Source organism: Kitasatospora sp. NPDC059747, from assembly GCF_042732955.1.
Taxonomy (GTDB): Bacteria; Actinomycetota; Actinomycetes; order Streptomycetales; family Streptomycetaceae; genus Kitasatospora.
Genome location: NZ_JBHWGV010000123.1, coordinates 11,348 through 27,082 on the forward strand (window position 1 = coordinate 11,348; position 15,735 = coordinate 27,082).

Sequence of the window (15,735 nt, forward strand, 5' to 3'; positions counted from 1 at the left end):
GTGCGGGGGCGCGCGCGCGCCGCCCGCGGGCGCGGCGGCGCGGGGGCGCGCGCGGGGGGGGGGGGGGGCGGGGGGCGGCCCCCCCCCCCCGGGGGCGAGGGTGCGGGCGCCGAGTTCGGCGACGCGGTCGGCGCCGACGCCGTCCGGTCCGTGGCCGAGGGCGCCCAGTTCGTCGAGGACGTGGAGCGTGGTGCGCGGGTTGCCGCCGCACACCTCGGCGAGGCGGTCGACGAAGGCGGGTTCGACCGGGGCGGGCGACCACCGGCCGACGAGCCCGGCGACGGCGGCGCGGTCGAGCGGGGCGAGCGGCAGTGGGCTGACGAACGGGTCCGCGGTGAGGTCGAGCCAGGCCGCGGGGGCGGCCGGGCGGGCGCCGTCGCGGCGGGAGAGGGCGACGAGCAGCGGGAGTCCTGCCGAGCGCCGGAGCAGGAAGTCCAGCCAGCGCAGGGTGTGTTCGTCGCAGGCCTCGGCGTCGTCGAGGGCGAGGACGAGCGGACGGTCCGTCATGAGGCGGGCCGCGGCGCGGTAGAGGGCGTGGAAGACGGGGCAGGCCTCCGCGGGGTCGAAGGAGCGCGTGTGCCGCGGCCGGGGCAGGTGTGCGGCCAGTGCCGCGCCGCCCGATGCCTCGTCACCTGATGTCACGCCTGATGCCGCGTCCGGTGATGTCGCGCCTGATGTCGCGTCCGGTGTCACGCCGCTCTCGGCGAAGAGGGCGCGCAGGCCCGAGTAGCCCGTGCCGTCCGGCCGTTCGCCGTGCAGGACGAGCGCGCCGTGCCGGGCGGATTCCGCCCGCAGCTCCGCGAGCAGCCGGGTTTTCCCGATTCCGGCCGGGCCGGTGAGGACGACGCAGCCGGCGTTCCCGCGGCGGCCGGCCCCTGCGTGTCCGGAAAGCGTCGCCAGTTCACCTGCGCGACCGAGAATGTTCCCCTGGTCGGGAATTCCTGCCGTAGGCAGCACGGAACCTTCACCCCCCAAGCGCGGACGATTCCGCTATTCCGACACCACGCCCGGACCGCAGGACAATTGCGGTTGACAGGTGCAACAGTACCCCGGGCCATACGATCAAATATGTATGGGACCCGTCAAGAACAGCACGGGTGCCCGAACGATTTCCGGCCGTCGCGACCCCGCCGCGAGGCCGTCGCGCCGTCCGGGCCGGTGGCCGCCCTCCCCGTCGCGGCGCGCGGCCGGATCCCCCAAGGAATGTTGAACCTCCCGTTGGTTTGTCTTTACCGCCGGGCCGCGGTCCAAACCCGCGCACACCAGGACGATCGGCCCCGGCCCCGGGCCGGCCCCGGCCAGGACTAAGGAATTCCCGGCGCGGGGCGTGAGACCAAGGTGGGGTGCACCCCCAGCCGTCCCGCCCCGAGGGAGTCCGATGACCGCCCCGCAGCGTCCGATCCTGTTCGTCAGCCTGCCGGAGAGCGGACTGCTCAACCCGCTGCTGGTGCTGGCCGGTGAGCTGGCCCGCCGGGGCGTGCCGGACCTCTGGTTCGCCACCGACGAGCCCCGGCGCGCCGACGTGCTGGCCCTCGCCGACGGGTCGGCGGTGGAGTTCGCCTCGCTCGGCGAGGTGTTCTCCGAGCTGTCGGCCGTCAGCTGGAGCGACGAGGTCTACCGCGAGGTGACCCAGCCGGACCGCTTCCGCGCCCACCGGGCCGTCATCCACCAGTCCTACCGGCCCGATCTGCAGGCCGAGAAATACCGCCGGCTCGCGGCCGTGGTGGACAAGTGCAATCCGGCCCTGATGGTCATCGACTGCGTCAGCTCCTTCGCCGTCGACCTCGCCCTGACCCGGGGCATTCCGTTCGTGCTCAGCGTACCGTTCCTGCCGAGCAATGTACTCACCTCGCACAGCCCATTCGGCAGCTCGTACACGCCCAAGGATTTCCCCGTCCCGCATTCCGGCCTGCCGTACCCGATGGGTTTCGGCCAGCGCCTGGCCAACCGGCTGTTCAAGCTGCGCACGCTCGCGCTCTTCTTCAACCCGGCCATGGGGAAGGTGCTTTCCGAGGACGCCCGGCTGCGCAAGGAACTCGGGCTTCCCAAGCCCAGCCCGATGACCCGGATCGACCGGGCCGAAATGGTGCTGTGCAATTCCGTGCGGGAGCTCGACTACCCGTTCGAGATGCCGGGGAAGGTCAAGCTGGTCGGGGCGATGGTGCCGCCGCTGCCGGAGTCCACGCGGGCCGCGGACGACACCGGAGTCATGGACTGGCTCGACGCGCAGTCCTCGGTGGTCTACATGGGCTTCGGCACCATCACCCGGCTGACCCGGCCCCAGGTGGCCGCGCTCGTCGAGGTGGCGCGCCGCCTGGACGGGCGCCACCAGGTGCTGTGGCGGCTGCCCGCCGAGCAGCAGCACCTGCTGCCGCCGAAGGAGCAACTCCCGGACAACCTGCGGATCGAGAGCTGGCTGCCGTCGCAGCTGGACGTGCTGGCCCACCCCAAGGTCGGGGTGTTCTTCACCCACGGCGGCGGCAACGGCTTCCACGAGGGCGTGTACTTCGGCAAGCCGCTGGTGGTGCGCCCGCTGTGGGTGGACTGCTACGACCAGGCCGTGCGCGGCCGGGACTTCGGGATCAGCCTGACCCTGGACCGGCCGCAGGACATCGACCCGGCCGACGTCGTCGACAAGCTCACCCGCGTCCTCGGCGACGGCTCCTTCCGCGAGCGCGCCGAGCGCATCGGCGCCCTGCAGCGCGCCGCCGGCGGCCGCACCACCGCGGCCGACCTGCTGCTCGCCCTGCCCGCCCTCGCCTGACCCTTCCCCCCCGGCGACACCCCCTTCGACCAACGCACCGAGCGAGGACCCTTTCATGCCCTTCACCATCCCCGTGTCCCGGCCCAGCCTGGACGGGCGCGAGCTGGAGTACGTCACGAGCACGATCGGCGACGGCTGGATCTCCTCCCAGGGCCCGTACGTCCGGCGCTTCGAGCGGGCCTTCGCCGACTACAACGGCTCCGCCCACGGCGTGGCCTGTTCCTCCGGCACCGCGGCGCTCACCCTGGCGCTGCGCGCCCTCGGCGTGGGCCCCGGCGACGAGGTGATCGTCCCCGAGTTCACGATGATCGCCACCGCCTGGGCCGTCACCTACACCGGCGCGACCCCGGTGTTCGTCGACTGCGCGGACGACCTGAACATCGACGTCACGCGGATCGAGGAGAAGATCACCCCGCGCACCAAGGCGATCATGCCGGTGCACGTCTACGGCCGGCGCTGCGACATGGCGGCCGTCATGGACATCGCGCACCAGTACAACCTGCGCGTCGTCGAGGACTCGGCCGAGGCCCACGGCATCCGCCCCACCGGCGACATCGCGTGCTTCTCGCTGTTCGCCAACAAGATCATCACGGCCGGCGAGGGCGGCATCTGCCTCACCGACGACCCCCGCCTGGCTGCCCAGCTGGACCACCTGCGCGCCATGGCCTTCACCACCGACCACAGCTTCGTCCACAAGAAGCTCGCCTACAACTTCCGCATGACGGCCATGCAGGCCGCCGTCGCCCTCGCCCAGACCGAGCGCCTCGACGCGATCCTCGCCACCCGCCGCGAGATCGAGCAGCGCTACGACCAGGGCCTCAAGGACGTCCCCGGGATCACCCTCATGCCGCCCCGCGACGTGCTGTGGATGTACGACGTGCGGGCCGAACGCCGCGCCGAGCTGCGCGAGTTCCTCGCCGCCGAGGGGATCGAGACCCGGCTGTTCTTCCAGCCGATGAGCCGTCAGCCCGGCTACCTCGACCCGGCCTGGCCCGGCCTCAACGCGGCCCGCTTCGCCGCCGACGGCCTCTACCTGCCCACCTACACCGACCTGACCCCCGCCGACCAGGACCGCGTGATCGGCGCGGTCCGCGCGTTCTACGGCGCGTCCTGAACCGGCCCGCCGGAGGAGACCCGAACCCATGACGCCCGACACTGCGACACCCGGCACCGTGCCTCCCGACACCGTGCCCACCGACAACGTGACGTCCGGCGGCACGACGGGCGCCGAACCGCCGGTGGTCGACTTCCCGCTGCGCGTGCCCGGCGAGTCCTTCCCCCCGCCGCGCTACCAGGGCTACCGGGACCGGCAGGGCCTGGTGGTCTCCTACCTGCCGAACGGCCGCAAGGTCTGGCTGGTCACCCGGCACGAGGACGTGCGTTCCGTCCTCACCAACAAGAAGATCAGCTCCAACCCGGACCACCCCGGCTTCCCCAACGTCAGCGAGACGATGGGCGTGCCCCGCCAGGAGCAGATCCCCGGCTGGTTCGTCGGCCTCGACTCGCCCGAGCACGACCGCTTCCGCAAGGCGCTCATCCCGGAGTTCACCGTCCGGCGGGTCCGGGAGCTGCGGCCGGCGGTCGAGCAGACCGTCGACCGGTGCATCGACGCGATGCTGGCGGCCGGCGACGAGGCCGACCTGGTGGCCGACTTCGCGCTGCCCGTCCCCTCGCTCGTCATCTCCTCGCTGCTCGGCGTGCCGCCGGTGGACCGGGACTTCTTCGAGTCCCGCACCCGCACCCTGGTCGCGATCCAGGCCTCCACCGACCAGCAGCGCGACACCGCCTCGCGCGAACTGCTGCGCTACATCAACCGGTTGGTGGCGATCAAGCAGAAGTGGCCCGGCGACGACCTGATCAGCCGGCTGCTGGCCACCGGCGCGATCGAGCCCCACGAGATGTCCGGCGTGCTGATGCTCCTGCTCATCGCCGGGCACGAGACGACGGCCAACAACATCGCACTCGGCGTGGTGACGCTCCTCCAGCACCCCGAGTGGATCGGCGACGACCGGGTGGTCGAGGAGACGCTGCGCTTCCACTCGGTGGCCGACCTGGTCTCGCTGCGGGTCGCGGTCGAGGACGTCGAGATCTCCGGGCAGCTGGTGCGGGCCGGCGAGGGCATCGTGCCGCTGGTGGCCGCCGCCAACCACGACGAGAAGGCCTTCTCCTGCCCGCACGCGTTCGACCCGGCCCGCACCGAGCGCCACCACGTCGCGTTCGGCTACGGCGTCCACCAGTGCCTGGGCCAGAACCTGGTCCGGATCGAGATGGAGATCGCCTACCGCCGGCTCTTCGAGCGCATCCCCGGCCTGCGCCTCGCGGTGCCCGTCGAGGACCTGCCGCTCAAGTACGACGGCGTGCTGTGCGGCCTGCACGCGCTGCCCGTCCGCTGGTAGCACCCGTCCCGCCCGACCGTTTCAGGAGAAGACGTTCATGCGCATCACCGTCGACACCGACCGCTGCGTCGGCGCGGGCCAGTGCGTGCTCAACGCCCCGGCCGTGTTCGACCAGGACGACGACGGCGTGGTCGAGCTCCACGACCCCGCCGTGGCCCCCGAGGACCGCGACGCGGTCGACACCGCCGCCACGCTCTGCCCGTCCGGCGCCATCACCGTCCACCGGGGCTGATCCCCACGAGGCCGGGCCCGTCCAGGGCCCGAAAAGAGAGGACCGACCCCCATGACCAGTTCCGGCACCGCGAGCACGCTGTGGCTGCGCCGCTTCCACCCGGGCGAGGGCCGCGCCGTGCGCCTGGTGTGCTTCCCGCACGCCGGCGGCTCCGCGAGCTTCTTCCACCCCGTCTCCGCGGCCCTGTCCGCCGAGGCCGAGGTGATCGCCCTGCAGTACCCCGGCCGGCAGGACCGCCGCCTGGAGCCCTGCATCGAGGACATCCCGACCCTCGCCGACCGGATCACCGAGGAACTGCTCACCCTGGACGACCGGCCCACCGTGTACTTCGGCCACAGCATGGGCGCCGTCCTCGCGTTCGAGACCGCGTGGCGGCTGGAGCACAAGGGCACCCACGCGCCCGGGGCGGTCATCGCCTCCGGCCGCCGCGCGCCGTCCACCACCCGCACCGAGACGGTGCACCGGCGGGACGACGACGGCGTCATCGCCGAGCTCAAACTGCTCAACGGCACCAACGCCCAACTGCTCGGGGACGAGGAGATCCTGCGGATGGCGATGCCGGCGATCCGCGCCGACTACCGCGCCATCGAGCGCTACACGTGCGGGACCGACCGCGTGCTCGGCTGCCCGGTCGTCGCCCTCACCGGCGACGCCGACCCGCGCACCACCATCGCCGAGGCCCGCGCCTGGCAGGCCCACACCGCCGGTGACTTCCGCCTCCAGGTCCTGCCCGGCGGCCACTTCTTCCTCGCCGACCAGCAGGCGGCGGTGCTCCGGGAGATCTCCGCCGAACTCGCCGCGCTCCGCTGACGGACCGCCGGCCCGGACAAGGACCCCTGATGCGCACACTCCTGGTCGACAACTACGACTCCTTCACCTACAACCTCTTCCACTACCTCGCCGAGGCCAACGGCCGCGATCCTGAGGTCATCAGCAACGACGACCCGGCGTTCCGGCCCGAACTGCTCGACGCGTTCGACAACGTCGTGCTCTCCCCGGGGCCCGGCACCCCGCACAACCCCGCGGACTTCGGCCACTGCGCGGGCATAGCCCGCGAGGGCCGGCTGCCCGTCCTCGGTGTCTGCCTCGGCCACCAGGGCCTCGCCCTCGCGCACGGCGCCACCGTGGGCCGGGCGCCCACGCCCCGGCACGGCCGTACGTCGGCCGTGCGGCACACCGGCACCGGGCTCTTCCACCACCTGCCGAACCCGCTGGAGGTCGTCCGCTACCACTCGCTCGCGGTCACCTCCCTGGCCCCCGCCCTCGAACCGATCGCGTGGGCCACCGACGACGGCGTGGTGATGGCGCTGCGCCACCGCGAACTCCCCATGTGGGGCGTGCAGTTCCACCCCGAGTCGATCGGCACCGAGGCGGGCAAGCGGCTGCTGTCCAACTTCCGCGACCTCACCGAGCAGCACGGACGCCGCCGCCGCACCGCCGCCGCACCGCGATCCTCCGCGCCGCAAGCCTCCGTGCCGCAACCCTCCGCCACCGTGAGCGCCGCGCCCCGGCCGCCCGCGCGCCGGCTCGCGGTCCTGACCCGGCAGGTCGGGACCGGGTGGGACGCCGAGACCGTCTTCGACCGCGTGTTCCGCGGCGGCAGCCACCCGTTCTGGCTCGACAGCAGCCTGCCCGGCGGCCGCCTCGGGCACGTCTCCGCGATGGGCAACGCCGCCGGGCCGCTCGCCCGCGTCGCCACCGCCGACGTCCAGCGCGGCACCGTCACGGTCACCGCCGGCGACACCGCGCAGGTGATCGAGGGCGAGTTCCTGGCCTGGCTCGACGAGGACCTGCGCACGCTGGACGTCGACGTGCCCGAGCTGCCGTTCGACTTCGCGCTCGGCTGGGTCGGCTGCCTCGGCTACGAGCTCAAGGCCGAGTGCGGCGGCGACCGCGCCCACCGCTCGCCCGACCCGGACGCCGTCATGGTCTTCACCGACCGCGCCGTCGTCGTCGACCACCACACCGGCGCCGCCCACCTGCTCGCCCTCGCCGAGGACGGCCGGGACGACGCCGCCCTCGCCTGGCTGGACGAGACCGCCGCCCTGCTCACCGGACCCGCCCCGCACACCGACCCGCCCGCGCACACCCCGCCCGGCGAGGACTCCCGGCTGCGGCTGCGCCACCCCCGCGACGCCTACCTCAAGCTCATCGACGCGTGCCAGGACGAGATCGCGGCCGGCGAGACCTACGAGGTCTGCCTCACCAACATGATCGACACCCCCACCGACCTCGACCCCTGGCAGGCCTACCGCGCCCTGCGGCGGATCAGCCCGGCCCCGTTCGCCGCCTTCCTCTCCTTCGGCGACCTCGCCGTGCTCAGCTCCTCCCCCGAGCGCTTCCTGCGGATCGGCCCGGACGGCCTCATGGAGTCCAAGCCCATCAAGGGCACCCGGCCGCGCGGCGCCACCCGCGAGGAGGACGCCCTGCTCGTCGCCGACCTCGCCACCAGCGAGAAGGACCGGGCCGAGAACCTCATGGTCGTCGACCTCGTGCGGCACGACCTCGGGCGCTGCGCCCGGACCGGCTCCGTCGTCGCCGACCCGCTGTTCAACGTCGAGACGTACGCCACCGTGCACCAGCTCGTCAGCACCGTGCGGGCCCGGCTGCGCCCCGAGTGCAGCGCCGTCGACGGCGTCCGGTCGGCGTTCCCCGGCGGCTCGATGACGGGCACGCCCAAGCTGCGCACGATGCAGATCATCGACCGGCTGGAGAACGGGCCGCGCGGCATCTACTCGGGCGCGATCGGCTACTTCTCGCTCAGCGGCGCCGCCGACCTGAGCATCGTGATCCGCACCGCCGTGCTCAGCGGCGGACGGCTGCGCTACGGGGTCGGCGGGGCGATCATCGCGCTGTCCGACGCCGAGGGCGAGTTCGACGAGACGGTGGTCAAGGCCCGGCCGCTGCTCGCGCTGCTGGACACCGCGCTCCCGCTGCAGAACCCGCCGGCCTCCGCCCGCCGGCGCCGGCCGTCCAGGGCCTTCCCGGCCGTCTCGGGCTGAGAGCCCCCTCCGCAATTCAGGCTGGGGACGGCCGCCGCAGCCGCCCAGCGACCCCGTCAGGAGCGAAGGTGTCCGTCCACAGCGATGACTACGCGATCGATCCGGCCGCCGGCTCCCCCGGGGCGCTGGGCGGCCACACCCTGCCCGCCGTGTTCGCGGCGGCGGTGCGCCGGGCTCCGGACGCCGTCGCCCTGGTCGACGGTGAGCGGGAGCTGACCTGGCGCCAGTGGGCCGACGAGGCCGCCGCGCTGGCCCGGGCGCTCCAGGAGCTGGGCGTCGCGCCGGGCGACGTCGTCGCCGTCCAGCTGCCCAACTGCCGGGAGTACCAGACGGCGCACGTCGCCGTCGCCACCGCGGGCGCCGTCCTGCTGCCTGTTCACGCCGGGCACGGCGCCGCCGACGTGCGGGCGCTGCTGGCCCGGGTGGACCCGGTGGCCGTGCTGCTCCCGGCGGAGGCGGCGGCTGCGGCGCCCGGCCTCCTGACGGACGTGCCCTCCCTGCGGGCGGTGCTGGTCGCGGGCGGCGAGGTTGCGGTGGGGGGCGGTGTCCACGCGCTGGACCGGCTCACCGCCGCGTGGGCGGGCCACCCGCCGCACCCCGTGGAGGTGCGGCCCGAGGACCCGCTGGTCCTCATCCCCTCCTCCGGCACCACCTCGGCCCGGCCCAAGATCTGCGTGCACAGCCACGACGGGCTGCTCTCCAACACCGCGTCCGTCGCCGACGAGGGCGGCCCGGCCTTCGCCGAGGCGATCCTGACGGCCTGCCCGCTCACCCACCTCTTCGGCCTGCAGTCGCTGCACACTGCGCTGTTCCGCGCCTGCCGGCAGGTGCTCCTGCGCGGCTGGGACCCGGAGCGCTTCCTCGCCCTCGCCCGCGCCACCGCGCCGAGCGCCGTCTTCGCCGTCCCCGCGCAACTCCACGACGTCGTCGCCTCCCTGGCCCGCAGCGGGCAGCCGGCCGGCTTCCGGCCGCACGAGGTGCGCACCGCCGGAGCGGCGATCCCCGCCGCGCTGGCCGCCGACGTCCGGGCGGTGCTCGGCGGCGAACTCGTCGTCGTCTGGGGCATGTCCGAACTCGGCACCGGCACCCGGACCTCCCCCACCGACCCGGTCGGCGCCGCCGTGCGCAGCGTCGGCCGGCCCACCAGCGGGGCGCGTGTACGGATCGTCGGCGAGGACGGGTGCGAACTGCCCCCGGGCGAGCCGGGCGACCTCCAGTACCGCAGCCCGAGCATGTTCCGCGGCTACTACCGCGAGCCCGAACTGACCGCCGCGGCCGTCACGCCGGACGGCTGGCTGCGCACGGGCGACCGGGCGAGCCTCGGGGCGGACGGACTGCTGCGCTTCCACGGGCGCGCGGCCGAGCTGATCAACGTCGGCGGGCGGAAGTTCGACGCGACCGAGGTCCAGGAACTGCTGGCGGCGATGCCGGGCATCGGCCCGCTCGCCGTCGTCGGACGGGCGGACGCGCGGCTCGGCGAGATCCCGTGCCTGGTGCTCACCCGCGCGGCGGACCCGGCGATCGGGCTGCGGGCCGTGACCGGCTTCCTGCGGGAGCGCGAGGTCGCCGAGTACAAGATGCCGCTGGAACTGGTGACCGTCGACGACCTCCCGCGCACCCCGGCCGGGAAGCTGCACCGGCGGTCGCTGGAGGAGCTGGCGGCCGGGGAGACGGTCGTTCCACCACTGTCGATGGACTACCGCGACGCGCTGGACCTGGTGCGCTCGTGCGCGGCCGAGGTCATGGAGCGCGGCCCGGACGACGAACCGATCGGCGCCGACACGGCGTTCCGCGCCTACGGACTGGACTCGGTGCGCACCATCCGGCTGCGCAACCTGCTGGCGGAGGCGACCGGGCGTCCGTTGCCGGTGAGCCTCGGCTTCGACCACCCGACTCCGGCGGCCGTCGCCGCACTGCTGTCGGGCGCGGTGCCGGACCGGTCGGAGGAAGGTCCGGACGACGCCTCCTCCGATGAACCCATCGCCATCGTCGGCATGGCCTGCCGCCTGCCGGGCGGCGTCTCCTCCCCCGACGACCTCTGGGCGCTCGTCTCCGACGGCACCCACACCGACTCCCCGTTCCCCGCCGACCGCGGCTGGGACCTCGACAGCCTCTTCCACGACGACCCCGAGCACCCCGGGACGTCCTACGTCCGCCGGGGCGGGTTCCTGGACGGCGCAGGCCGGTTCGACGCCGCCTTCTTCGGCTTCTCCCCGCGCGAGGCCCTGGCCGCCGACCCGCAGCAGCGGCTGCTCCTGGAGACGGCCTGGGAGGCGCTGGAGCACGCCGGGATCGACCCGACCGGGCTGCGCGGCAGCCGCACCGGCGTCTTCACCGGGGCGATGTACCACGACTACGGTGCGGGCGCTCCGGCGGAGTTGGAGGGCCTGCTCGGGATCGGCACCGCCGGCAGCGCGCTGGCCGGACGGATCTCGTACTGCTTCGGCCTGGAGGGCCCGGCGCTCGCCGTCGACACCGCGTGCTCCTCGTCGCTCGTCGCCCTCCACCTCGCCTGCCGTTCGCTGCGGTCGGGCGAGTCCTCGCTCGCGCTGGCCGGCGGCGTGGCGGTGATGGCCACGCCGACGTCGTTCGTCGAATTCTCGCGGTTGCGCGGCCTCGCCGCGGACGGCCGCTGCAAGTCCTTCTCCGACGACGCCGACGGCGCCGCGTGGGCCGAGGGCGCGGGCCTGCTGGTACTCGAGCGGCTGAGCGACGCGCGGCGCAACGGGCACCCGGTGCTGGCCGTCGTCCGCGGCTCGGCCGTCAACCAGGACGGCGCCTCGAACGGCATCACCGCGCCCAACGGCCCCGCACAGCAGCGCGTGATCCGCCGCGCGCTCGCCGACGCGGGGCTCACCCCCGGCGACGTCGACGCCGTCGAGGCCCACGGCACCGGGACCTCGCTCGGCGACCCGATCGAGGCGCAGGCGCTGCTCGCCGTCCACGGGGGCGCGCGCCCGGCGGACCGGCCGCTGTGGCTCGGGTCCGTCAAGTCGAACATCGGGCACGCCCAGGCGGCGGCCGGGGTGGCCGGCGTGATCAAGACGGTGCAGGCGCTGCGGCACGGCCTGCTGCCGCGGACCCTGCACGTCACCGAGCCGACCACCCGCGTGGACTGGTCCTCCGGCGCCGTCCGGCTGCTGACCGAGGCGCAGCCGTGGCCCCGGAAGGACGGGCGGGCGCGGCGGGCGGGGGTGTCGTCGTTCGGGATCAGCGGAACGAACGCGCACGTGGTGCTGGAGGAGGCACCGGCGGCGGGCTCCGGAGACGGGCCGACGGGGTCCTCCCACCACGGAGAGGCGGCCACGCGGCACACCGACGCCGGGCACACGGTGCTGCAAGACGCGCCCGCGGCGGCCCCCGGCGACGGGCCGGCGCGGCCCACCGAACACGCGGACGCAGCCACGCGGCGCACCGACGCCGGGCGGGCCGCGGCCGGGACCGTGCTGCCCGGGGCTTCCGAGCACGCCGACGACCGTCCGGTGCCGCTGGTGCTCTCCGCCCGCGGCGAGCCCGCCCTGCGGGCCCAGGCCGGGCGGCTGGCCGAGCACGTCGCCGCCCACCCCTCGTACGCTCTGCCGGACCTCGCCCACGCGCTGGCCACCACCCGGGCCGTCCACGGTCACCGGGCGCTGCTGTCCGCCGCCGACCGTACCGGACTCGTCGACGCGCTGCGACGGTTCGCCTCCGGGGAGCCCTCGCCGGTCGCCCCGGCCACCGGTCGGCGCGACGGCGGCGGGCGGCTCGCCTTCGTCTTCGCCGGGCAGGGCAGCCAGCGGCCCGGGATGGGGCGCGAACTCGCCGCCGCGTTCCCGGAGTTCGCGGCCGCCCTGGGCGAGGTGTGCGGCATCCTGGATCCGCTGCTGGAACGGCCGCTGCGCTCCGTCCTGTGGGACCGTTCCGACGATCTCCTCGACCGGACGGAGTTCGCTCAGCCCGCACTGTTCGCCCACGAGGTCGCGCTCCACCGCCTGCTGGAGTCCTGGGGCGTGCGGCCCGACCTGCTGGCCGGGCACTCGGTCGGCGAGATCGCCGCCGCGCACGTCGCCGGGGTGCTGTCGCTGGCGGACGCGTGCACGCTGGTCGCCGCCCGTGGGCGGCTCATGCAGGCCCTCCCGGCCGGTGGCGCGATGCTCGCCGTTCGGGCGGCGGAGGACGAAGTCCTGCCGCTGCTGGGCGAGTTCGTGTCGCTAGCGGCCGTCAACGGGCCGTCGTCCGTCGTCGTCTCGGGCACCGAGGACGCGGTCGCGGCGATCGAGGCGCACTTCGCCGACCGGCGGACGACGCGCCTGCGCGTCTCGCACGCCTTCCACTCCCCGCTGCTGGAGCCGATGCTGGCCGAATTCCGCGGTGTGCTGGAGGGGTTGTCCTTCGCCGCACCCGCCGTGCCGCTCGTCTCCGGCGTGACCGGCCGCCCGCTGACCGCCGACGAGGCCCGCGACCCCGGCCACTGGGTGCGGCAGGCCAGGGAGCCGGTCCGCTTCCGGGACGCCGTCGCCCGGCTGGGCGCGGAGCGCGTCGACGCCTACCTCGAACTCGGGCCCGCCGCCGCACTCGCCCCGATGCTCGGCGAGTGCCTGGCCGCCGCGGAGGCCGGAGCGTCGGCCGCCGTCATCGCCACCGGCTCGGCCGACCAGGGGGACGAGACGCGCGCCCTGCTCGCCGCCGCCGGCCGCCTCCACCTGCACGGCGTGCCGGTGGACTGGGACGCCGTCCTGCCCGGCGCCCGGCCGGTGCCGCTGCCGACGTACCCGTTCCAGCGGCAGACGTACTGGCTCGCGGCCGCCGCTCCGGTGTCCCGTGCGGTGGCCCTTGCCGACGCACCGCTGTCCGACGCACCGCTGTCCGACGACCGACTCGCGACGGCGAGCCCCGAGGAGCGCGACGCCCTCCTCCTCAAGCTCGTCCTCGCCGAGACCGCCGCCGTGCTCGGGCGCGGCGCCGACGACCTCGACGCCACCCACGCGTTCTCCGACCTCGGCGTCAACTCCGTCAACGCGATCGAGCTGCGCGAACGCATCGCCGCCGCCACCGGCACCGCCCTCCCCGCGACCCTCGTCTTCGACCACCCCTCCCCGGCCGCCGTCGTCCGTGCCCTCGGCGCCCTCCGCGCCGCCCGCGCCCGGCCCGACCGGGGCGCCGAACCGGAGCCCAGCGCGGCCGACCTGGTCGACCGGCTCGCCGCGCTGTTCGCCGCCGGCACCACCCCCGACCCGGCCACCGCCACCCGCCTGCGCGACCTCGCCCGGCGCTGCGCCGCGCCCGCCGGCCCGGCCCGCCCCGGTCCCGGGCCCGACCTCGACGCGGCCACCGACGAGGAGCTCTTCCGCCTGATGGACGCCGTCGACTGACGTGCCCCGACCGACGAGCCCCGACCGACGAGCCCCGACCGCCCGTCCCACCACCGCCCAACGGAGAACCGGCCATGACTTCCCCGCCCACCACGGCCGACGACGACCTCGTGATCGAGGCGGTCGACGTCGGCATGACCTTCGGTGCCGTCCGCGCGCTCGACTCGGTCAGCCTCGCCGTCCCCCGCGGCAGCGTGCTCGCCCTGCTCGGCCACAACGGCGCCGGCAAGACCACCCTCGTCGGCGTCCTCACCACCGCCCTCGCGCCCACCACCGGCCGGGCCAGCGTCGCCGGGTTCGACGTCCGGCGCCGCCCCGCCGAGGTCCGCCGCCGGATCGGCCTCACCGGCCAGTACGCGACCGTCGACGGGCGGCTCAGCGGGCGCGACAACCTCCTCCTGCTCGCCGGGCTGCTCGGCGCCGGACGCCGCGCCGGACGCGCCCGCGCCGACGAGCTCCTCGACCTGTTCGACCTCGGCCACGTCGCCGACCGGCCCGCCCGCGGCTACTCCGGCGGCCTGCGCCGGCGCCTCGACCTCGCCGCGAGCCTGGTCGGCCGGCCCGAGGTGGTGTTCCTCGACGAACCCACCACCGGGCTCGACCCGGTGAGCCGGCTCGGGCTTTGGGAGATCGTCGAAGGCCTCGTCGCCGAGGGCACCACCGTCCTGCTCACCACCCAGTACCTCGACGAGGCCGACCGGCTCGCCGACGCCATCACCGTGCTCTCCGGCGGGAGCGTCGTCGCCCACGGCACCCCGGCGGAACTCAAGGCCCGGGTCGGCCGGCGGACCGTCACCGTCGTCCTCGACGGGCCTGCCGGGGGCAGCTCCGGAAACGACCCCGGGAGCGACGCCGGCCGCGACTTCGAGCGGGCCGCCGACGCGCTGCGCCGGGCCGGGCTCGCCCCGGTCACCGGGCGCGAGGGCGCCGCCCTCGTCGTCCCCATCGAGGCCACCCGCGACATCGCCGCCGTCGTCCGGGCGCTCGACGGGGTCGGGGTCGAGGCCGCCGAGCTCACGTTCGGCGAACCCGGCCTCGACGACGTCTACCTCGCCCTGGCCCACCACCCCGACAGCCTCGACGGCCGCGACCGCCTCGACCGGCTCGTCAGCCCGGAAGGACCCAAGCGGTGACCACCACTCTCGACACCGGCCGACCGCCCCGCACCCCGACGGCCACCGCGCCCGCCTGGCGCGGCAGTTCGCGGCTCACCCAGGTCCGCATCCTCACCGGCCGGTCGCTGCGCGCGCTCGTGACCGACCCGGCGGTCCTGCTCTTCGGCCTGCTCCAGCCCGTCATCACGCTCGTGGTGCTCTCCCAGGTGTTCAGCCGCATGGGGCTCCCCCCGCACTTCCCGCCGGACGTCACGTACCTCGACTTCGTCCTGCCCGCCGTCCTCGTCGACAACGCGGTGCAGTCCGCCGTCCAGTCCGGGGTCGGCCTCGTCGAGGACCTCCAGAACGGCATCGTCGCCCGCCTGCGCTGCCTGCCCGTCGCCCCGAGCTCGCTGCTCGTCGCGCGCAGCCTCACCACGCTCGTGCGCGCCGCCGTCCAGGCCGTGATCATCCTGACGCTCGGCACCCTCGTCCTCGGCTACCACCCGCGCGGCGGGGCCGGCGCGGTCGCCGCCTCGATCGGGCTGACGCTGTTCATGAGCTGGGCGCTCGGCTGGCTGTTCATCGCGGCGGCGGCCTGGCTGCGCCGGGCCGAGCCGATCCAGAACCTCGCGATCATCGCCGTGCTCCCCCTGATGTTCGCCTCCAGCGCCTACGTCCCGACCGCCGACCTCCCGGACTGGCTCGCCGCCGTCGCCCACGTCAACCCCCTGACGTACGCCATCGATTCGACGCGCGCCCTCGCCCTCGGCCTCCCGGGGACGGGAACGGCGGTGCCGGCCCTGCTGCTCGGCACCGCCGTGGCGGCGCTCGGCGCCTGGCTGGCCGTGACGGGCTTCCGCAGGCCGCTCACCCCACGCTGAGCAGCGCAGCCC

General features: G+C 74.9%; 10 protein-coding genes. 9 read left to right on the plus strand and 1 reads right to left on the minus strand.

Features of this window, described 5'->3' with window-relative positions; all coding sequences use genetic code 11:
• A partial coding sequence (locus tag ACFV4G_RS35950; RefSeq protein ID WP_380446393.1) for an ATP-binding protein occupies nucleotides 1-957 on the minus strand: 957 nt, incomplete at its 3' end.
• A gap of 421 nt (nucleotides 958-1,378) precedes the next feature.
• On the opposite strand from ACFV4G_RS35950, the gene ACFV4G_RS35955 reads away from it, so the two are divergent.
• From ACFV4G_RS35955 to ACFV4G_RS35995, 9 genes are all read left to right on the plus strand, one after another.
• Nucleotides 1,379-2,764 (plus strand): glycosyltransferase, encoded by a 1,386-nt coding sequence (locus ACFV4G_RS35955; protein WP_380446394.1) that lies wholly within the window; start codon nucleotides 1,379-1,381, stop codon nucleotides 2,762-2,764.
• Nucleotides 2,765-2,819: 55 nt separating this feature from the next.
• The gene (locus ACFV4G_RS35960) at nucleotides 2,820-3,878 is read left to right on the plus strand and encodes a DegT/DnrJ/EryC1/StrS family aminotransferase (protein WP_380446395.1); all 1,059 of its coding nucleotides are present in this window, start codon (nucleotides 2,820-2,822) and stop codon (nucleotides 3,876-3,878) included.
• A gap of 28 nt (nucleotides 3,879-3,906) precedes the next feature.
• Nucleotides 3,907-5,160 carry a cytochrome P450 gene (locus ACFV4G_RS35965; RefSeq protein WP_380446396.1) on the plus strand — a complete coding sequence of 418 codons (1,254 nt, stop codon included), beginning with the start codon at nucleotides 3,907-3,909 and terminating at the stop codon, nucleotides 5,158-5,160.
• A gap of 37 nt (nucleotides 5,161-5,197) precedes the next feature.
• A complete protein-coding gene (locus ACFV4G_RS35970; RefSeq protein WP_380446397.1) occupies nucleotides 5,198-5,392 on the plus strand; it encodes a ferredoxin in 195 nt (64 codons plus the stop codon).
• A gap of 51 nt (nucleotides 5,393-5,443) precedes the next feature.
• Entirely contained in the window at nucleotides 5,444-6,202 is a 759-nt protein-coding gene (locus ACFV4G_RS35975; protein ID WP_380446398.1) for a thioesterase II family protein, read from the plus strand.
• 29 nt (nucleotides 6,203-6,231) lie between these two features.
• Nucleotides 6,232-8,394, plus strand: a complete 2,163-nt coding sequence (gene pabB / locus ACFV4G_RS35980; RefSeq protein ID WP_380446399.1) for an aminodeoxychorismate synthase component I — start codon at nucleotides 6,232-6,234, stop codon at nucleotides 8,392-8,394.
• Between the two features lie 68 nt (nucleotides 8,395-8,462).
• A complete protein-coding gene (locus ACFV4G_RS35985) occupies nucleotides 8,463-13,745 on the plus strand; it encodes a beta-ketoacyl synthase N-terminal-like domain-containing protein (RefSeq protein WP_380446400.1) in 5,283 nt (1,760 codons plus the stop codon).
• A gap of 74 nt (nucleotides 13,746-13,819) precedes the next feature.
• Nucleotides 13,820-14,878 carry an ATP-binding cassette domain-containing protein gene (locus tag ACFV4G_RS35990; protein ID WP_380446401.1) on the plus strand — a complete coding sequence of 353 codons (1,059 nt, stop codon included), beginning with the start codon at nucleotides 13,820-13,822 and terminating at the stop codon, nucleotides 14,876-14,878.
• Nucleotides 14,875-15,723, plus strand: coding sequence for an ABC transporter permease (locus ACFV4G_RS35995; RefSeq protein ID WP_380446402.1), 849 nt, complete (start codon nucleotides 14,875-14,877; stop codon nucleotides 15,721-15,723). Before ACFV4G_RS35990 ends, ACFV4G_RS35995 begins: the two co-directional genes overlap by 4 nt.
• The last annotated feature ends 12 nt before the right edge of the window (nucleotides 15,724-15,735 follow it).